16 protein-coding genes are annotated in these 18,450 nt (G+C 71.0%); 6 read left to right on the top strand and 10 right to left on the bottom strand.

Going from position 1 to position 18,450, the window contains the following annotated elements:
- Nucleotides 1-3: 3 nt before the first annotated feature.
- Nucleotides 4-768, bottom strand: coding sequence for a hypothetical protein (locus ACFYOS_RS22210; RefSeq protein WP_387144665.1), 765 nt, complete (start codon nt 766-768; stop codon nt 4-6).
- 185 nt (nt 769-953) lie between these two features.
- On the opposite strand from ACFYOS_RS22210, the gene ACFYOS_RS22205 reads away from it, so the two are divergent.
- From ACFYOS_RS22205 to ACFYOS_RS22195, 3 genes are all read left to right on the top strand, one after another.
- Complete coding sequence (locus ACFYOS_RS22205) at nt 954-1,817, top strand: metallophosphoesterase family protein (RefSeq protein ID WP_387144771.1); 864 nt, start codon at nt 954-956, stop codon at nt 1,815-1,817.
- Entirely contained in the window at nt 1,814-2,473 is a 660-nt protein-coding gene (locus tag ACFYOS_RS22200; RefSeq protein ID WP_387144663.1) for a 4'-phosphopantetheinyl transferase, read from the top strand. Before ACFYOS_RS22205 ends, ACFYOS_RS22200 begins: the two co-directional genes overlap by 4 nt.
- Nucleotides 2,474-2,820: 347 nt before the next feature.
- Nucleotides 2,821-3,774 (top strand): GGDEF domain-containing protein, encoded by a 954-nt coding sequence (locus ACFYOS_RS22195; RefSeq protein WP_387144661.1) that lies wholly within the window; start codon nt 2,821-2,823, stop codon nt 3,772-3,774.
- Between the two features lie 51 nt (nt 3,775-3,825).
- On the opposite strand, the gene ACFYOS_RS22190 is transcribed toward ACFYOS_RS22195, so the two are convergent.
- The 6 genes from ACFYOS_RS22190 to ACFYOS_RS22165 form a co-directional block, all read right to left on the bottom strand.
- Nucleotides 3,826-4,584 carry a peptidylprolyl isomerase gene (locus ACFYOS_RS22190; protein WP_387144659.1) on the bottom strand — a complete coding sequence of 253 codons (759 nt, stop codon included), beginning with the start codon at nt 4,582-4,584 and terminating at the stop codon, nt 3,826-3,828.
- Between the two features lie 79 nt (nt 4,585-4,663).
- The gene (locus tag ACFYOS_RS22185; protein ID WP_387144657.1) at nt 4,664-5,848 is read right to left on the bottom strand and encodes a glycoside hydrolase family 26 protein; all 1,185 of its coding nucleotides are present in this window, start codon (nt 5,846-5,848) and stop codon (nt 4,664-4,666) included.
- 29 nt (nt 5,849-5,877) lie between these two features.
- Nucleotides 5,878-7,008, bottom strand: coding sequence for a glycoside hydrolase family 26 protein (locus tag ACFYOS_RS22180; protein WP_387144655.1), 1,131 nt, complete (start codon nt 7,006-7,008; stop codon nt 5,878-5,880).
- Nucleotides 7,009-7,056: 48 nt separating this feature from the next.
- A complete protein-coding gene (locus ACFYOS_RS22175) occupies nt 7,057-8,187 on the bottom strand; it encodes a glycoside hydrolase family 26 protein (protein ID WP_387144652.1) in 1,131 nt (376 codons plus the stop codon).
- Nucleotides 8,184-10,085, bottom strand: a complete 1,902-nt coding sequence (locus ACFYOS_RS22170; RefSeq protein ID WP_387144649.1) for a glycosyltransferase family 2 protein — start codon at nt 10,083-10,085, stop codon at nt 8,184-8,186. Before ACFYOS_RS22170 ends, ACFYOS_RS22175 begins: the two co-directional genes overlap by 4 nt.
- A gap of 139 nt (nt 10,086-10,224) precedes the next feature.
- Nucleotides 10,225-11,769 (bottom strand): glycosyltransferase family 39 protein, encoded by a 1,545-nt coding sequence (locus ACFYOS_RS22165; RefSeq protein ID WP_387144646.1) that lies wholly within the window; start codon nt 11,767-11,769, stop codon nt 10,225-10,227.
- 588 nt (nt 11,770-12,357) lie between these two features.
- Between ACFYOS_RS22165 and ACFYOS_RS22160 the strand changes: the two genes are divergently transcribed.
- The 3 genes from ACFYOS_RS22160 to ACFYOS_RS22150 all read left to right on the top strand — a co-directional run bounded on the left by ACFYOS_RS22160 (nt 12,358) and on the right by ACFYOS_RS22150 (nt 14,804).
- On the top strand, nt 12,358-13,545 hold the full coding sequence (locus ACFYOS_RS22160; protein ID WP_387144644.1) for an RNA ligase RtcB family protein: 1,188 nt from the start codon (nt 12,358-12,360) through the stop codon (nt 13,543-13,545).
- Complete coding sequence (gene prfH, locus ACFYOS_RS22155) at nt 13,542-14,201, top strand: peptide chain release factor H (protein ID WP_387144641.1); 660 nt, start codon at nt 13,542-13,544, stop codon at nt 14,199-14,201. Before ACFYOS_RS22160 ends, prfH begins: the two co-directional genes overlap by 4 nt.
- Nucleotides 14,202-14,336: 135 nt before the next feature.
- Complete coding sequence (locus tag ACFYOS_RS22150) at nt 14,337-14,804, top strand: SDR family NAD(P)-dependent oxidoreductase (protein ID WP_387144638.1); 468 nt, start codon at nt 14,337-14,339, stop codon at nt 14,802-14,804.
- An 81-nt stretch (nt 14,805-14,885) separates the two neighbouring features.
- Here ACFYOS_RS22150 and katG read toward each other — a convergent pair whose 3' ends face one another.
- The 3 genes from katG to ACFYOS_RS22135 form a co-directional block, all read right to left on the bottom strand.
- Nucleotides 14,886-17,111: a catalase/peroxidase HPI gene (gene katG, locus ACFYOS_RS22145; RefSeq protein ID WP_387144635.1), complete on the bottom strand. Its 2,226-nt coding sequence runs from the start codon at nt 17,109-17,111 to the stop codon at nt 14,886-14,888.
- Between the two features lie 34 nt (nt 17,112-17,145).
- Nucleotides 17,146-17,577: a Fur family transcriptional regulator gene (locus tag ACFYOS_RS22140; protein ID WP_387144633.1), complete on the bottom strand. Its 432-nt coding sequence runs from the start codon at nt 17,575-17,577 to the stop codon at nt 17,146-17,148.
- Between the two features lie 73 nt (nt 17,578-17,650).
- Nucleotides 17,651-18,424, bottom strand: coding sequence for an MBL fold metallo-hydrolase (locus ACFYOS_RS22135; protein WP_387144630.1), 774 nt, complete (start codon nt 18,422-18,424; stop codon nt 17,651-17,653).
- Between the last annotated feature and the right edge of the window lie 26 nt (nt 18,425-18,450).

Here is an 18,450-nt window from a genome sequence, read left to right as displayed (position 1 = left end):
CCGTCAGCCGTCCGCGTCCGCCGTCAGCAGGCCGCGGATGGCGGTGGCGAGCACCGGGTCGACCGGGAAGCGCGCCGCCAGCCAGTCCAGCGTCGCTCGGGCCGCCGCCCGGTTGTGCGGGTAGCCGGGCACCATCTCGGCCAGCGGCAGCACCTCCGGCGGGTACGCCCGCTCCACCCGCCGGCTCGGGTCGAACGGGTCCCGCCGGTGGGCCGCCGCCTGCGGGGCGGTGAGCCGCAGCAGGGCGAGCACCCGGTCCACCGCGTACGACTGGATGAACCGGGACGCGGTGAGCCGCTCCCCGCGCAGCTCCCGGTGCAGGCCGACGTAGAGGTTGGTCAGCGCCTCGTTGAGGTGGAACTCGACGGTGTCGTACGGCGTGGCGGGCCGGGGCGGCGGTCCCCAGTGGTCCAACCCGGCGGGCGCCTCGGGGCGCTGCCACACCACCCGGGCGCCGGTGAACGGCAGGCGGGCCAACTCGTCGACGGTGAAGACCGCGTACTCGACGAAGATCCCGTCGGCGTAGCGCGCCTTGCGCCCGTTGCGCTCGTTGCGGAAGCTGTACGCCACCGGGCAGGGCACCGCCAGCCAGTCGACCGAGTCGACGTAGCGGGCCAGCGCGCCGTCCGCGACGACGAGGAAGAAGTCCAGGTCGGAGTGGGCGTCGAGCCGGTCGTGCTCGGCTCCGGCGGAACCGAGGCCGAGCAGCGCCAGGGTGTCCGGCCGGGTGGCGAGGTGGGCGGCGAGGTCGTCGAGTCGACGCAGCATCGGGTGCATCCGTCGTCCCTTCCGTGAAGAGTCGACGTTTCAGCCCGGACGGCCCTGCGCCGCCGCCGGGGTCGCGACACCGATGCCGCCCATTCTGGCCCGACCGGCGGCGGCCCCTCAACCGGCTCCCAGAGTTGCCACCGGTCGGGCATCCGACCGGCCGGCGGCCCGTCGTGATCTTCCCGGTGCCGGGCGCCGGTGGCAGGATCGAGCGGGTGACGGGTGCGCTGTTCGCGGTCAGTGATCTGCACGTCTCGTACGCCGAGAACCGCCAGGTGGTCGACGGCCTGCACCCGGGGTCGGCGGACGACTGGCTGATCGTGGCCGGCGACGTGGGTGAGCACTTCGGCGCCGTCGAGCGGACGTTGCGGCAGCTCCGCGAGCGGTTCGCCACGGTGATCTGGGCGCCGGGCAACCACGAGCTGTGGACCCATCCGGCCGACCCGGTGACGTTGCGCGGGCGGGACCGTTACGAGGCACTGGTCCGGATGTGCCGCGACCTCGGCGTGCTTACGCCGGAGGACGACTACCCGGTGTTCCACAGCGCGGACGGGCCGGTCGTGGTGGCCCCGCTGTTCGTCCTCTACGACTACTCGTTCCGCGCGCCGGGCACGAACACCAAGGAGGAGTCGCTGCGGCGGGCGTACGACGTCGGGGTGGTGTGCACCGACGAGATGCTGCTGCACCCGGATCCGTACCCGGATCGGGAGTCCTGGTGCTGGGCCCGGCTGGCCGAGACCGAGCGCCGGCTGGCCGCGATCGACCCGGCGCTGTCGACCGTGCTGGCCAGCCACTGGCCGCTGGTCCGCCAGCCCACGGACATCCTCCGCTACCCCGAGTTCGCGCAGTGGTGCGGCACCGAACGCACCGCCGACTGGCACGTGCGGTACCGGGCCGTCGCGGCCGTCTACGGGCACCTGCACATCCCGCGCACCACCGGGTACGACGGGGTGCGGTTCGAGGAGGTGTCGCTGGGCTACCCGCGAGAGTGGCGCCGACGCGGCGGGGAGCCGAGGCCGATGCGCCTGATCCTGGGTGGCAAGGGATGATCGAAACCCTGCTGCCGCCGACGGTCGTGGCCGTCCACGCGTTCTCCGACATCCCCGGCGAGGCCCCGTACCCCGGCGAGCAGGACCTCGTCGCGAAGGCCGTGGAGGCCCGCCGCCGGGAGTTCGTCACCGCTCGCCGCTGCGCCCGGGAGGCCCTTGGCAAGCTCGGGTGCGCCCCCGGCCCGATCCGCTCCGGTCCCCGGCGGGAGCCGGTGTGGCCGGCGGGCGTGGTCGGCAGCATCACCCACTGCACCGGTTACCGGGCCGCGGCGGTCGCGCGGCACACCGACCTGGCGAGTCTCGGCATCGACGCGGAGCCGCACGAGGCGCTGCCCGACGGGCTGGACGGGACGGTGACCGTCGCCGGCGAGCCGGAGCTGCTGCGCCGGCTCGGCGACACCCACCCGACCGTCCACTGGGGCCGGCTGCTGTTCAGCTCCAAGGAGTCGGTGTACAAGGCGTGGTATCCGGTGACCGGACGGTGGCTCGGTTTCGAGGACGCCGAACTGTCCGTCGATCCGGCCGCCGGCAGCTTCATGGCCCGGCTGCTGGTCGACGGGACACGTACCGACGGCGGCCCGCCGCTGACCGAGCTGCGCGGCCGCTGGCTGGTCGCCCACGGCCTGATCGTCACGGCCGTGTCGGTGCCCCGCTGATCACCGCCGTCACCCCAGCGGCTCGGGAGGCATCACGGTGCGGTCGGGGCCGTCAATGGTCTCGCCCGCCCGTGCTACGGCCTGGCGGTCGGCTCGGCCCTCCGCTCGCCCTGGCGGAGCGTCAGCGTGCCGCCGGCACGTCACTCACCGTAGGTGCGCCGGCTCGAGGTATTGACTGTTAACGAACGCAGAACATTCAATGTCGAGGTGGTGAAGTGCACCCGCGGAGTGGCCTGCACACCTGCCACCGACAGGCTGTCGAGCGACCCTGCCCACACGCCGCCTGACGGACCCACCCGGGGGGCGTGAGAGCAGTGAGCAGTGAGGTTACCGAGCGTCGCCGAAGGATGCAGCTGAGTGCGGACCTGCACGTCATCTCGCACGGTGTCGCCGTCGTCTACTGCCTGGTGACGCTCGACCAGCCGAACCGGGACCTCATGCTCACCGTCTTCGGCTGCGGGATGGCCTCCGGCATCGTCGGCATCTGGGCGGCGACGACGGTCACCACGAAAGCGTCGGGCTACCGGACCTCGTTCGCGATCCTGATGGTCACGCTCATCGTCGCGGCGCTCGGAGCGTACTGGGACGGGGGCGTCACCTCCCCCGCCGCCCTGGGCTTCGTGACCACCAGCGTCTTCGTGGCCAGCCAAACGCCCCACCTGCGCCTGATGCTGGCGCTCGAGGCACTCACCGTCGGGGCCTACCTCGCCGTCGCCGCCACGGGACAGCCGCCGCCGCCCGGTCACGTCTTCGTCTACCTCGCGGGCATGCTGGTGCTGAGCTCGGTCTGCTCGACCCAGACCCGGACCCTGGCCCGGCAGCGGTCCCAGCTCCGCGCGCTGGCCGCGCTGGACCCGCTCACCGGTGCGCTGAACCGGCGCGGCCTGGCCGAGTTCACCAGACACCTGTTCGCCCGGGGCTGCCGGCCCGGACCGTCCCTGCTCTGCCTGGATCTCGACGACTTCAAGCTCGTCAACGACCGGCTCGGGCACGCCGCCGGCGACGACCTGCTGCGCCGGACGGTGGCGGCGGCACGCGGAGCGCTCCGCGCCGAGGACGCCATCGCCCGCGTCGGCGGTGACGAGTTCGTCGTCGTCCTCGTCGACGCCGACGAGGTCACCGCGCGGACGATCGCCGCCCGGCTCGATACGGCGGTACGTCCGCACAACAGCCTGAGCATCGGCGCGGCAACCGCGCCGTACGACGGCGTTACGCTCGCCGCGCTGATGCACGCCGCCGACCAGCGCCTCTACCGGTTGAAGCAGGAGCGCCGCCGCGCTGGCGGCACCCGGGTTCCCTGACGTTGCAGGCCTCGCCCGGCGGGGCGGCGATCCGCCCCGCCGGGTGGCGTCTCAGCGGCCCCGGGTGGCCCGGGAGATCTCCACCGGCAGGGCCGGCGCGCCGTCGATCGGCGCCGGGTCCTCCGGCGTGGCGGCGATCCCGCCGGTCGCGATCCGGTCCAGGGTGGCCAGCCCGGCCTCGTCGACGGTGCCGAAGACGGTGTAGTTGGGGCGCAGCGCCGAGTCGGACTGGACGAGGAAGAACTGGCTGCCGTTGGTGTCCGGGCCGGCGTTGGCCATGGCCAGGGTGCCTCGGGCGTAGAGCCGGCGGACCCCGGTCGGGTCGGTCGGCGCCGGGGGCAGGTTGGTGGGGAGTTCGTCGGCGTACCGGTAGCCGGGCCCGCCCTCGCCGGTGCCGGACGGGTCGCCGCACTGCAGCACCTTCAGGGTCGGGTACGCGGTGAGCCGGTGGCAGGGCGTGCGGTCGTAGAACTTTTGCCGGGCCAGGTGCAGGAAGCTCTGCACGGTGCACGGGGCCTGTTCCCGGTCGAGGGTCAGCCCGATCAGGCCCTGGCTGGTGTGCAGGGTGACCCGGACCGTGCCGTGATCCGGCGTCCGCCGGGGGTCCGGCGGCAACCGCACCGGCCGGGCCGCCGGCTCGTCCGGCGTCGGCGTGTACGCGCACGGCCCCTTCGTGGGTTCCGGCGCGGCGGCCGGCGCCGCGACTGCGGCGGCGCCAGCTGCGGCGACCAGCGCGGCGGAGATCACCGCGACGCCCGCGAGGCGGGACAGCAGCGGCGGGACGGCGTGCGGTCGGGCTTCGCTCGACACGTGGGTCCTCCCTGGACTCGTGGTACCAGAAAGACCGGAGTCTATGGCAGAAATCCCCGTGCGACGTGCCCGGACGTGTTCAGCGCCCGCCGACCTCAGTGCGCGGAACCATGTCCGGCGACCAGCGGAAGTCGTACCGGGGAGCGGCGACCGCCTGGGCGAACGCCTTCGACGTGGCGGCGGAACTCACGATGCGCCAGTCCAGTTCCTTGTTCACCTCGAACCAGATCAGCCCGATGATGTCCTTGTATCCGGGCAGGATCCGGAAGGTCTCTCTAACCCATTCGGCCTTGCGCCGCGTGGCGTCGGAGGCACCGGTCTCGGTGATGACCATCGGCTTCCTGCTGAAGGTGCGGATCTCGGTGATGGTCTTCTTGAAGATCGCGTCGAAGGACCGGTAGGACGTATAGACCCCGGTGCCGTAGTACCCGCTGACGCCGAGCCAGTCCACATAGGCGTCGCCCGGGTAGTAGGTGGAAAGTTTCGGGGTGGAGTGGCTCCATCTGACGTTCGCGCTCCACACCCAGATGACGTTGGTGGCCCCGGCCTTGCGGAACACGTCGTGTACGTGGCGCCAGGCCCGCACGTAGTCGCCCGGCCGGTTGCCGTTGACCAGCTCGCACCACGGGTACCAGTCGCCGTTCATCTCGTGGGCGAAGCGGATGGCCACCGGGTAGCCGAGTGACCTGATCCCTACGGCCCACGACCGCAGGTAGCTGTCGAAGTCCCCACGCGTGATGTGGGCCAACCGGTAGGCGGGTTGATTGGACCGGATCCGGTCGATCTTGCGGGCCGCGATTCTCTTCTTCCGGGCCGCTTCATCCAGCCGGTAGTCCCACGGCTCCCAGCCCAGCATCGGCAGCATGCCGCGCTCGCTGATCCGGTCGAAGATCGCCCGATCGAACTTGCCCGTCGCCCATCCCGAGCCGAAGAGCATGACCTGCGGCTGACGCTTTGCAGCCGTCGTGAACTTGTCCACCGCCGTGAAGTCGTAAGGGCCCTTGTCGGTCATGACCCCGATGAACGTCTTTCCGGCCGGCGGGAAGAGTTCGGGTGCTGTTGGCGGCGGCGTCGCTGGTGCGGCCGTCGCCATTGTTCGTGCTCCGGCCGTCACCACCGTGCTTGGTTCGGCCGTCACGAGCCGGTCGGACGGGACGCCGCCCCCGCCGTTGGGCGTGGTGGCCGGCGCCGCGGCGGAGCCGCACATCAGCAGCAGCGCGCCGGTCAACATCACCATCACCCGCGGAACGGTCGGTCTCACCATGGCAGATCCCCTCGTGGGCAAGAGCATGCCTACTTCTCCAGTTCCTTCCGCGGGAGCGCGGAGGGCGACCAGCTGAAGTCATAACGAGGGGCGGCGACCGCCGTGGCGAAGGCGTTCGCCACGGCGGGGGAACTCACGATGCGCCAGTCCAGCTCCTTGTCCACCTCGAACCAGATGAGGCCGATGATGTCTGGGTGGCTCGGCAGCACCCGGAACGCCTCCGTGATCCATTCGGCCTTGCGCCCGGTGGCGTCCGAGGCACCGGTCTCGGTGATGACCATCGGCTTCCTGCTGAACGCGCGGATCTCGGTGATGGTGGGGCCGAAGATCTCATCGAAGGACCGGTAGTCCGTATAGACCCCGATGCCGTAGTAGCCCGAGATGCCCACCCAGTCGACGTACTCATCGCCCGGATAGAACCCGGAGAGTTCGGGGAGCGACTCGTCCCATCTGGCATTCGGGCTCCAGACCCAGATCACGTTGGTGGCCCCGGCCGCCCGGAAAAGATCGTGTACGTGCCGCCACGCGGTGACGTACTCGCCCGGCCGGTTGGCGTTGCTCGCCTCGGACCACGGATACCAGTCACCGTTCATCTCGTGCGCGAACCGGATGGCCACCGGGTAGCCGAGTGACTTGATCCCTTCCGCCCAGGACCGCACGTAGCTGTCGAACTCTCCGCCCGCTATGCGGGACAACCGGTAGTTCGGTTGGTTAGCCCGAATCTTGTCGATTTCGCGGACGGGCAACCCCCTTTTCCGTGCCGCTTCGTCCAATTTGTTGTCCCACGGTTCCCAGGCCAGCATCGGCAGCATCCCCCGATTGCTGATCCGGTCGAAGAGCGCCCGGTCGAAGGTGTCGGACGCCCACCACGAGCTGAACTGCATCACCTGCGGCTGGTGTTTCGTGGCCGCGGTGAACGTGTCCAGCGCCGCGAAGTCGCGCGGGCCCTTCTCGGTCATCACACCGATGAACGCCTTGCCGGCCGGCGGAAAGAGTTCCGCAGCCGGCTGGGGCGATGCACCCGGCTCGGCCTTCGCAAGCCGCTCGGACCGGCCGTCCCCCCGGCCCCCGAACATGGTGGCCGGTGCCATGGCGACCGCGTAGGTCAGCAGCAGCGCGCCGATCAGCACCAGCAGGACCCGCGGAACGGTCAACCTCATCAGTGCAGAAGGGTGCCGTTCCTGACCCGGTACGTCGGGACCCGCCATCTAGTCCTCCAGTTTCGTGCGCGGGAGCATGTCCGGCGACCAGGTGACCTGGTAACGAGGGGCGGCGACCTCCTGGGCGAAGGCCGTGGCCACGGCCGGCGAACTCACGATGCGCCAGTCGAGTTCCTTGTTCACCTCGAACCAGATCAGCCCGATGATGTCCGGGTATCTGGGCAGGGTCTGGAAGGCCTGCTTGATCCATTCGGCCTTTCGTCCTTTGTGGTCGGAAGCGCCGGCCTCGGTGATGACCATCGGCTTGTTGCTGAAGGTGCGGATCTCGGTGATGGTCTTCTTGAAGATCTCGTCGAAGGAGAGGTAATCCGCGAAGTCCCACTTGCCGTAGTAGCCCGTGACGCCGAGCCAGTCCACGTAGTCGTCGCCCGGGTAGTAGGTGGAGAGCTTGGGAGTCAGGTCGGTATATCTGACGTTCGCACTCCACACCCAGGTGACGTTCGTGACCCCGGCCGCCCTGAACACATCGTGTACGTGGCGCCAGGCTTTCACGTAGTCACCCGGCTGGTTGCCGTTGACCAGCTCGCACCACGGGTACCAGTAGCCGTTCATCTCGTGCGCGAACCGGATGGCCACCGGATAGCCGAGTGACTTGATCCCTTCCGCCCAGGACCGCACGTAGCTGTCGAACTCTCCGCCCGCTATGCGGGACAACCGGTAGGTGGGTTGAGCCGACCGGATCCGGTCGATCTCCTGGGCGGTCAACTTCTGCTGCCGAGCTCCTTGATCCAGCCGGTAGTCCCATGGTTCCCAGCCCAGCATCGGCATCATGCCGCGGTCACGAATCCGGTCGAAGAGCGTCCGGTCGAACGTGGCGGACGCCCAACCCTCGCTGAAGAGCATGACCTGCGGCTGGTGCTTGGCGGCCGCCGTGAAGCTGTCCACCGGCGTGAAGTCGTGGGGGCCCTTGTCGGTCATGATGCCGATGAACGTCTTCCCCGCCGGCGGGAAGGGTCCCCGAGGTCCGGGCGACGCGCTGGGTTGGTCGGGCGCCTCTGCGCCGGCCGTCACCGCCCTGCCCCGGCCCTCGGGGGTGGCGGCGGGCGCCACGGCGAAGGCGTAGGTCAGCAGCAGCGCGCCGGTCAACACCATCATGACCCGCGGAACGGTGAACCTCATCGTTGCAGAACCCCCTCAGCCGCCACCCGGGACTTCGGCGGCCGGCGTTCCTCGCTGTCGGCGTGGGCGGCGGGCTCGGCCGTGTCCTGGTGCTGCTCACGATTGGCCCGAATGTTCGAGACGAGCGCGATCAGCGGCGGACCGAGACCGGTCAGGAGGGTCAGGACCGGCCACACCCGCAGCAGGGGTGAGCTGTGGTTCAGCACGAAGCTCGCGCCGAGCAGGCCGGCGGAGGCGGCCGCCCAGCAGAAGTGCAACCGGAACGTGCGGAACGACTCGGTGGTGCGCAGCTTTCCCTTGGCCGTCACCACGAACCCCAGCTTCCGGCGCAGCAGCGCGGTGAACCCGGCGGCCACGTAGACGGGCCCCGCGAACAGCGCCAGCGCCATGCCGACCATGCCGATCTCTTCCCGCTCGTGGGGGGCGATGTTGAACCGGCGGAGCCAGAGCCACAGCACGAACCAGGTGACGAAGGTCGAACCCCACAGCAGGGACCACACGGTGACGTCGAGCTGCGCGGTACCCACCCCGGTGAGCAGGTACATCGCGGTGGCGAGGTTGCCCAGCAGCAGGCTGACCGCCACGCTCGGGTAGTAGAACTGCAGCAGGCGGTACTGCCAGCGCCGCCGTGCCGGGAGCTCACGTGGCGCGCGCAGCTCGGGGCGGACGAGGATCTCGCAGATGCCGGCCGCCCACCGCTTCTGCTGGTTGAAGTAGTCCGCCCAGGATGTCGGGCCCTCGCCGAGCGCGACCACGTCGGGTGTGTAGACGCCCTTCCACTTGTTACCCGTCTCCGGGTTGGTCGCGGCGTGGATGCGGATGCTGGTCAGGTGGTCCTCGATGATCGAATCCTGGTAGCCGCCGATGGTCCGCCATGCCGAGGGCCGGTAGAGGTGACCGGTGCCGGTCAGCAGCGGCGCGTCCAGTCCGTTCCCGCCGCGTGCGATGAGGCCGTTGTAGAGGTACTGCTGGACCGAGGCGCCGTGCGCGACGAAGTTCTGGTGCATGTTGCCGTACACCTGCGGCGTCACCACGAAGGCGACGTCCGGGTCGCGGAAGTAGCCGAGCGTCCGTTCGAGGAAGTGCGGCAGCGGCACGTGGTCCGGGTCCACGTTGGCCACCACGTCGTACTGATCCTCGTGCTCGGCCCGCCAGGCGTTGTGGTTGCCGGACTTCGTCCTGGCACGGAACTCGCCGTCGGGCTGGTTGTACTCCGGCCGCCCCTTGCGGCTGAAGTGCCGTACGCCGAGCCGCGCAGCCATCTCCTTAACCGCCGGGTCGTCGCCCTCGTCGAGGATCCAGACGTCGACCTGGCCGCAGTACACGATCTGGCGCAGTCTCCGCAGGGTCCGCTCCGCGACGTCGAGCGGCTCCTTGCTGGGCACGATCGTGGTGAGCAGGGCCACCCGCAGGCCGACCGGCGGGTCGACCGGGACCGGGTCCTTGGCGTGGAACGCGAACATCCAGACGACCACGTTCTGCGCGAGGCGGATCAGTTCGACGCCGACGACCACGCAGAAGCCGACCCGGGCCGCCACCGTCTGCCAGCTTCCGAGCCCGGTCCCGCTCGTGCCCGGTACGTGCTGGGGAAGCAGCAGCCAGCCGATGAACAGCAGCCCGGCCGCGCTGTTGACCAGGACCAACAGGGTCAGGATCACCCGCGCTGCGCGCGTGGCGACATGGCGGAACTCGACCGCCGCGTCCGAGCGCCGCGGCGCGACCAGCGGTCCGGCGATCACGCCGCATTTCGCGTACGCGAGCCGGGCCTTGATGTTCAGCTGACGGCGGTCCGGGCCCTGGCCGGACGGCGGCTGGGACGGGGAGACCACGGGAGGGCTGTCGCCCGAGGTCTCCGGTGTCGTGGCGCGGGACAGGCGTGCATCGGTGGCGACGGCCACGTTTCCCCCATGGGTCTGAGTCTTGTTCGCCAGGAACTCGACAGCGGCTGATCATGAGCGGGCAAAGGAGAGCAGAAGTCGCTGGTTACGCAGCTGACGTGAGGCTGGCGGGCACGCGGACGCCGGGCGCGGCCGCCGGTCAGAGATCGGTGCGCTCGTCCACCAGCAGGGCCAGCGTGAAGCCGGTCGGTCGCCAGACCTGCGCCACGTGGTACCTGCTCCGGAGCAGCGCCTCGGCCCCGCCGCCGATGGGCGGCACCGGGTCGGTCCGCTCACCGACGCGGATCACCCACAGTCGCCGCACGCCGCGCAGGCAACCGGCGACGTCGGCGCATCCGGCGGTCGGTCGTCCACCCTTGACGACTGGTGCGGGCAGCGGGAGCACGTCCGCCGGGCGGCGGTCGGCGCGAAGATAGTGCGCCACCACATTCCGGATGTCCGAGCCGTTCCCGGCGTCGCCCGAGCCGTAGATCACGCCGTCGCCGGGCTGCAGTCGTCCGTCGATGATCTTCGCCAGCCGGCGGGGGTCCTGCGCGTGCCCGTCCGGTGCCCGCGCGGCGACCTGCACCGGCGCACCGATCAAGGCGATCACCGCCACCATGCCCACCGACCATCGGGCGCGCACCCGGGACAGGGCGGCCGCGCCGAGCGTCGCCCAGGCCGGAAGCGTGAAGAGCAGGCACTGCGGGGACCAGATCGGGGTGACCTGGGCGACGAGCAGCAGGACCAGCGGCGGGACCGCCGCCCATGCGGTGAAGACGGCCGCGGAGTACCGCAGCGGGAGGCTGAGCAGCGCCAGCCCGAGCAGCAGCGCCGCCAGCGCGGCGACGCCGAACAACTCCTTGGGGGTCGCCGCGAGAGCGGTCAGGCTCGGCCGGGACATCGGAAAGATCCGCCCGCCGTCCCGCACGGCGAGCCAGACCAGCGCGGCCGCCGGCAGCGCGCCCACGGAGGCGGCAACCAGCCATCTGCCGGCCACGCCGCGCCGGAAGGCGAACACGGCCCAGCCGTGGCCGAGGAGCAGCAGGAGCGCCAGGACGTGGCCCAGGCCCAGGACGGCGACCGCGCCGCCGTACGCGGCGAAGCGCCACAGCCTCGGCCGGTCGACGGCCGACAGGAGCAGCCAGGTGGCGAGCACCGCGGCGAGCAGGGTGAGCGCGTACGGCTGGGCCTCCTGCGCGTACCGCGTCGACGCCGGTAGGAGCGCGAGGATCACACCGGCCAGGACGCCGGTGACCGGCGCGAACATTCGCGCCGCCGTCGCGCCGAGCAGCGCCGCGGCAGCGACCAGGGCCAGGATGGACGGCACGCGCAGGGCGAGGTCGGAGGCACCGAACACCTCGGCCCAGCCGCGCATCAGCAGGTGGTACGGCGTGGTCGTGCCGTCGCCCCCGTAGAGCGCCGACCAGCTGTCCCGCCAGGACGACGTGGCGCTGCGCCAGGTCGCCAGTTCCTCCATCCGCAGCCCGGGTGTGCCGGCCCGGACGGCGCCGAGGACGCCCATCAGCAGCGCCGGCACCAGCCACGCCGCAACCCGCCAGCGGGAGGTGTGGGGTGCCCGACGGCGGTGGGCGGCGGCCCGCTCACCCGCGGGCCGGACCGCACGGTCCTCGCCCCAGGGATCCTCTACGCCGACCTCCTCCGGCCCGAGGTGGGGCAGGGCAATGGTGTCTGCTTCCTTCATCGTGACTCACGCATCTCCGTGGTTCCGGCGACAGAGGCCCAGCCCGGCGGGGACGCCAAGGTCAGCGCGCTGACGGTGTGCCGACCGAGCGGCACGAGCACGCACCAGGTGTCCCGGGTCGATGACTGGATGACATGCTGGAGCGTAAGTGAGACGACGTCGACATATCGCCCAAACTTGGCCAAAGCGACGCGATGGTGGCGCTGCTCCGGATCACCGCACCTACGGCCGGCGGAGGGCGGAGGATGCTCAGGATCGGCAGGCGTCAGACCAGCGAAGCCCGGGCCCCGGCCGGGGTCACGTAAAGCGAAGTTCACTGATGCGACGCGGCCCACTGGCAGCGCCTCAACGCGGTGTGGATCGACGTGCCCGGGAGGCCGGCGGGAAGGTGGTGGGGGCGGCGCGGGCGGGCATGCAGGACCCTGGGGGTCGGCTGCGCCGACGGGCGAAAGTCGCTTGCTGGGTACGCCGGGATCCGGGAGGGTCGGAGGCATGACGTTCTGACGGACAGCGGCCCGTTGCTCCACCCCCGCGGCGCCGACCGGTGCCGTCATGCCGTCCGCCCACACCCGTCCGAAGCGAGCGTCTTTGTCTCAGCACCACTCCCGCCGGGAGTCTCTGCCCCAGTCCGCCCCGGCCACCCTCTCCGTGTTCGCCTCCCCCACCAGCTGGATCGAATCCGAGGCTCTGGCGCAGTGCCACCAGGTGGCCGCCCTCGACGGAATGATCCACGTTGCCGCCATGCCGGACCTGCACCCGGGCAAGGGCGTCCCGATCGGGGCCGCCATGGCGTCGACCGTGCTGTATCCGTTCCTGGTCGGCTCGGACATCGGGTGCGGCATCGCCGTGTTCCCGGTCAAACTCAAGCGCCCCGTACCGGAGAAGCTTGCCGCCCGGTTCCCCGACCTCGACCACCCGCTGGACCCGGAGCGGGACGCCGACGACCCGGCCTGGGAGATCGTGCAGGGCGACATCCCTGCCGGTCACGTCGAGGGACTCGGCACGGTCGGTCGCGGTAACCACTTCGTCGAGCTGGCCCGGATCGGCACCGTCTTCGACTCAGGTCACGCGAGCCGTCTCGGGCTCGACGCCGGCGACCTCGCGCTCGTCGTCCACAGCGGTTCCCGAGGGCTGGGCGAGCGGATCCTGCGAGCACACACCGAGATCCACGGCGCCGGCCCCACCCCCGACCCCGCCGCCTACCTGGCGATGCACGACGACGCCGTGCGCTGGGGTTCGCTCAACCGACGGCTGCTGGCCGCCCGGGTCGCCCACGCCCTGGGCACCGAGCCGACCGAGCCGATCGTCGATCAGTGCCACAACCTGGTCGAGATCCGCGACGGGGTCTACCTGCACCGCAAGGGCGCGGCGCCGGGCGACGGCCGCGACGTGCTCATCGCCGGCACGCGAGGCACTCCTTCCTACCTCGTGGCCGCCCATGCCGGGCCGGACGCCAACCACTCCGTGGCGCACGGCGCGGGCCGCAAGATGTCCCGTGCCGACGCCCTGCGCCGGGGGCGGGCCAAGCACACCGTCGAGGAACTGCGCCGCACCCCGGTGGGGTCGCTGGTGGTGTGCGGCGACCGCCAGCTGCTCTTCGAGGAGGCACCCACGGCCTACAAGCGCATCGAGCAGGTGATCGGCGACCTCGTCGACCACGACCTGGCCACACCCGTGGCGACCACGGTCCCCCTGGTCACCTACAAGACGCCCGACCTCGGGTACACCGCCCGGCCGGACCGGCGGGACGCCCGCCGCAGGCGAGGCCGGCCATGAGCGTTCACCTGCTCCTGTCCGCCGGGCGCGGCCCACAGGAATGCGGCTGGGCGCTGGCCCGGCTGGTGTGCCGGCTGGAAGCCGACGCCACCCGGCAGGACCTGACGACCCACCGGGTCCACAGCGTGCCCGGCGATCGGCCCGCCAGCTACCGGTCGGTCGTGGTCGAGATCTCGGGCGCCGGCGCCGAGACGTTCGCCGCCGCGTGGACCGGAACCCTGTGCTGGCAGGCCCCCAGCCCGTACCGGTCCGGCACCGGCCGGAAGAACTGGTACGTCATCGCCCGGCCGTGCCAGATCGACACCCCGGCCACCACGTTCTCCGAGGCGGACGTCGACGTCGTCGCCTGCCGTACCGGCGGCCCCGGTGGCCAGCACCGCAACAAGGCCAGCACGGCGGTGCGGGCCACCCACCGCCCCTCGGGACTGGTCGTCGTGGTCGACACCGAGCGGCAGTTCAGCCTCAACCGCCGCATCGCCATCCAGCTGCTGCGACAGCGCATCGAGCACCGCGACGAGGCCGCCCGGCAGGCCGTCACGGCCGCCCGCTGGCGCGTCCACGACGAACTCGTACGCGGCAACCCGACGCGGGTGGAGCGTCCGGCGGCGTCCGGGCAGAGCCCCGCCCGCCGCGCCGGCGCCCCCGATCGTCCATGAGCGACGGTCGACCACGGACCCGATCCTTGAAACTGCCGTGCCGGCGACCCCGGATCGTGGCGCCGATCCGGCGGAGGCCGTGCTCAGGACCGCCCGGGCGTCGAAACGAGCGAGCCCGGATCCGGCCACGGCTTCATGACCCACCAGCAGGGCTTCTGGGAGGTGCCGGCCGGCGGCTTCCGTGCGGTGATCGAGACCAACCTGACCGGCTACTTCCTGGTGGCGCGCGAGGTCACGCCGCGGATGTTGGCCGCCGGCGGCGACCGCATCGTCAACATCTCGGTGAGCCATTCGACCATGCACCGAGCCGGGTTCGTCCCTTACGGACCGTCGCGTGCCGGTAGCGAGGCGCTGTCCAGGATCATGGCCGCCGACCTGCGGGACAGCGGAGTCACCGTCAACCTGCTGCTGCCCGGAGGCGCGACCGTCACGGGGATGTTGCCCCTCGACGCCGTGCCCGAGGGCCAGCGGTTCCTGGAGCCCGCGGTGATGGGCCCGCCGATCGTCTGGCTGGCGTCCGACGACGCCGCCAGCGTGCATGACGAGCGCATCGTCGCCGCCGAGTTCGAGCGTTGGCTGCGCGACAGAAACGGCAGCCGGTGAGGCGAGGCTGACCCCGCCTCACCGGCTCAGGCGTCGTCGCTGCACCCGACACCCCGCATGAGGGCCGGCCTGGACGTCAGATCAGGCGAGGTCGAACCGGTCCAGGTTCATCACCTTGACCCACGCCGCCACGAAGTCCTGCACGAACTTCTCCCGCGCGTCGTCGCTCGCGTAGACCTCGGCCAGCGCCCGCAGCTCCGAGTTCGAACCGAACAGGAGGTCGACCCGGCTGCCGGTCCACGTGACCTCGCCCGTGGCGAGGTCACGACCCTCGAAGGTGCTCGCGTCCTCGGACGTCGACTGCCACACCGTGCCCAGGTCGAGCAGGTTGACGAAGAAGTCGTTGGTCAGCGAGCCGGGGGTCGTGGTGAAGACGCCCAGCGGCGACTGCTGGTGGTTCGCACCCAGGACGCGGAGACCCCCGACGAGGACCGTCATCTCGGGCGCGCTCAGGGTCAGCAGGTTCGCCTTGTCCAGCAGGAGGAACTCGGCCGGCAGGCGGTGGCCCTTGCCGAGATGGTTGCGGAACCCGTCGACGGTCGGCTCCATCGCGGCGAAGGACTCCACGTCGGTCTGCTCCTGCGACGCGTCCGTACGACCCGGCGTGAAGGGGACCTCGACGGCGTAACCGGCGTTGCGGGCGGCCTGCTCGACGCCGACACCGCCGGCGAGCACGATCAGGTCGGCGAGCGAGACCTTCTGCCCGCCGGTCTGCGCCCCGTTGAACGCCTCCTGGATCTTCTCCAGGGTGTGCAGCACCGTCGCCAGCTCGTCCGGGTTGTTGACCTCCCAGCCGTTCTGCGGCTCGAGGCGGATGCGCGCCCCGTTGGCACCACCGCGCTTGTCGCTGCCGCGGAACGTCGAGGCCGACGCCCAGGCGGTGGAGACCAGCTGGGACACCGACAGCCCGGAGGCGAGGATCTGACCCTTGAGGGCGGCGATGTCCGCGGCGTCGACGAGCTCGTGCGTCACCGGCGGCAGTGGGTCCTGCCAGATCAGCGTCTCGGCCGGGACCTCCGGGCCGAGATAGCGGGCGACCGGCCCCATGTCGCGGTGGGTCAGCTTGAACCAGGCCCGGGCGAACGCGTCCGCGAACTGGTCCGGGTGCTCCAGAAATCGCCGCGAGATCTGCTCGTAGACCGGGTCGAAGCGGAGCGCCAGGTCCGTCGTCAGCATGGTCGGCTTGCGCCGCTTCGACGGGTCGTACGGATCCGGGATGATCTCCTCGGCGTCCTTCGCGACCCACTGCTGGGCACCGGCGGGGCTCTGGGTCAGCTCCCACTCGTAGCCGAACAGGATCTCGAAGAAGCCGTTGCTCCACCGGGTCGGCGTCGCGGTCCAGGTGACCTCAAGGCCGCTGGTGATCGTGTCCGGGCCCTTGCCGCTGCCGAAGCTGCTCTTCCAGCCCAGGCCCTGCTCCTCGAGCGGGGCACCCTCAGGCTCGGGGCCGACGTGGTCCGCGGGGCCCGCACCGTGGGTCTTGCCGAAGGTGTGACCCCCGGCGATCAGTGCGACCGTCTCCTCGTCGTTCATCGCCATGCGACGGAACGTCTCGCGGATGTCGCGGGCCGAGGCGATCGGGTCCGGGTTGCCGTTCGGGCCCTCCGGGTTGACGTAGATGAGGCCCATCTGGACCGCGGCCAGCGGGTTCTCGAGTTCCCGGTCGCCGGTGTAGCGGGCGTCGCCCAGCCACGTGGTCTCCGGCCCCCAGTACACGTCCTCGTCGGGCTCCCAGACGTCCGGACGGCCACCGGCGAAGCCGAAGGTCTGGAAACCCATCGACTCCAGGGCGACGTTGCCGGCGAGGATCATGAGGTCGGCCCAGGAGAGCCTCTGGCCGTACTTCTTCTTGACCGGCCACAGCAGGCGGCGAGCCTTGTCGAGGTTCGCGTTGTCCGGCCAGCTGTTGAGCGGCGCGAAGCGCTGCTGCCCCGCACCGGCGCCGCCGCGGCCGTCGCTGATGCGGTAGGTGCCCGCACTGTGCCACGCCATCCGGATGATGAACGGCCCATAGTTGCCGTAGTCGGCCGGCCACCAGTCCTGCGAGGTCGTCAGGACCTGCGCGATGTCCTGCTTCACGGCGGCGAGGTCGAGGGCCCGGAACGCCTCGGCGTAGTTGAACTTCTCACCGAGGGGGTTGGCCACGGCGGGGTTCTTGGCAAGGATCTTCAGGTTGAGCTGGTTCGGCCACCAGCCGCGGTTGCCGCCGCCCTGGGTGGGGTGGGGGGCGCGTCCGTGTGCGACCGGGCAGCGGGACTCGCTGCCCGCGTCCGCGTCATGGACGACGGCATCGTGGTTCTCGGACATCGGATTCCTTCCGTGGCTTGCGGATCAGGGGGAATCAGGACCTGCCGGCGATGGCACAGTCGGGGCACCGGCCCCAGTAGACGACCTCGGCCTCGTCGATCGAGAAGCCGTTGTCATCGGACGCGGTCAGGCAGGGCACCTCGCCGACGGCGCAGTCGACGTCGGCGATGACGCCGCAGGATCGGCACACGACGTGGTGATGGTTGTCCCCGACCCGCGACTCGTAGCGAGCCACGGAGCCGGGCGGCTGGATGCACCGCACCAGACCTGCGGCCGTCAGCGCATGCAGCACGTCGTACACGGCTTGGCGGGAGACCCCGGGGAGGTCCCCGCGCACGGCGCCGATGATCGAATCCGTGTCGGCGTGCGGATGCGCGCACACCGCGTTCAGCACCGCCACCCGGGGGCGGGTCACGCGCAACGCGGCTCCGCGCAGCAACTGCTGGAAATCCAGGGTGGCGACCACGTCCGGAAGTCTGGCCCGTTTTCTGGAATGAGTCAAGAATATGGGCCGAGAATCACCCTTGGTCGGAGCCAGGTCACGCACCGTCACGGTCTGGTGGGGAGTCTGGGGGCCCGAGCACGAGGGTCAGGTCCTCCTCGGCCGCCAGCAGGTCACCGTCGAACTCCTGGCGAGCCGCGGCTACCGAGGCGGCCCGGTCATTGCCCGGCCAGAAGTGGGTGAGCAGCAGCCGGCGGGCGCCCGCTCGCCGAGCCCAGTGGCCGGCCTCGGTGGAGGTCAGGAGGTTGCGGGTCGGGCGGTCGATCTCCCCGTCACGGTCCGTGGCCTCGACGATGAACAGGTCGGCGTCCCGGCCGAGTTCGGCCAGGACCGGGGTCGGGCCGGTGTCCCCGGAGTAGGCCAGCGCGATCCCGCCGGCCTGTAGGCGGATGCCGGCGTTGGGCACGTGGTGCGGGAGCGACAGCCCGGTCAGCTCGAAGGGTCCCACCTGGTAGCTGCCCGGCAGCGGGTGCACGTCGAAGACCGCGTGCAGGTCGACGTCGGGCTCCAGGCCGCCGAGGCGCTCGAGCACGCCCGGCGGGCAGTACAGCGGTAGCCGCGGTCCGGACGAGTCGCCGTAGAAGCGCATCCGGAACAGCCCGTGCAGGTCGACGCAGTGATCTGGGTGCTCGTGAGTGACGACGACTGCGTCCACCGACCCGTCCGGCCAGTGCCTGAGCAGCCGCGGCAGCGTGGCGTACCCGAGGTCGAGCACCAGCCGGTAACCGTCCCAGTCCACGGCGAAACCGCTGCAGGCGCGGCCCGGCTCGGGAAAGGCACCACAACTGCCGAGCACGGTGACGCGTCGCATCCGCCCAGGGTGCCAGAAAAGCAGGT

Origin of the sequence: Micromonospora sp. NPDC005806, assembly GCF_042871425.1 — a bacterium.
GTDB lineage: Bacteria > Actinomycetota > Actinomycetes > Mycobacteriales > Micromonosporaceae > Micromonospora.
This window is presented reverse-complemented; position numbering and strand designations above follow the sequence as displayed.

What these genes read in the sequence shown, in the direction of transcription:
- ACFYOS_RS22195 (WP_387144661.1), top strand. Translation starts at nt 2,821, where the DNA reads ATGCAGCTGAGTGCGGACCTGCACGTCATCTCGCACGGTGTCGCCGTC.
- prfH (WP_387144641.1), top strand. Translation starts at nt 13,542, where the DNA reads ATGAGCGTTCACCTGCTCCTGTCCGCCGGGCGCGGCCCACAGGAATGC.
- ACFYOS_RS22175 (WP_387144652.1), bottom strand. Translation starts at nt 8,187, where the DNA reads ATGAGGTTCACCGTTCCGCGGGTCATGATGGTGTTGACCGGCGCGCTG.
- ACFYOS_RS22135 (WP_387144630.1), bottom strand. Translation starts at nt 18,424, where the DNA reads ATGCGACGCGTCACCGTGCTCGGCAGTTGTGGTGCCTTTCCCGAGCCG.
- ACFYOS_RS22200 (WP_387144663.1), top strand. Translation starts at nt 1,814, where the DNA reads ATGATCGAAACCCTGCTGCCGCCGACGGTCGTGGCCGTCCACGCGTTC.
- katG (WP_387144635.1), bottom strand. Translation starts at nt 17,111, where the DNA reads ATGTCCGAGAACCACGATGCCGTCGTCCATGACGCGGACGCGGGCAGC.
- ACFYOS_RS22150 (WP_387144638.1), top strand. Translation starts at nt 14,337, where the DNA reads ATGACCCACCAGCAGGGCTTCTGGGAGGTGCCGGCCGGCGGCTTCCGT.
- ACFYOS_RS22165 (WP_387144646.1), bottom strand. Translation starts at nt 11,769, where the DNA reads ATGAAGGAAGCAGACACCATTGCCCTGCCCCACCTCGGGCCGGAGGAG.
- ACFYOS_RS22180 (WP_387144655.1), bottom strand. Translation starts at nt 7,008, where the DNA reads ATGAGGTTGACCGTTCCGCGGGTCCTGCTGGTGCTGATCGGCGCGCTG.
- ACFYOS_RS22185 (WP_387144657.1), bottom strand. Translation starts at nt 5,848, where the DNA reads ATGGTGAGACCGACCGTTCCGCGGGTGATGGTGATGTTGACCGGCGCG.
- ACFYOS_RS22210 (WP_387144665.1), bottom strand. Translation starts at nt 768, where the DNA reads ATGCTGCGTCGACTCGACGACCTCGCCGCCCACCTCGCCACCCGGCCG.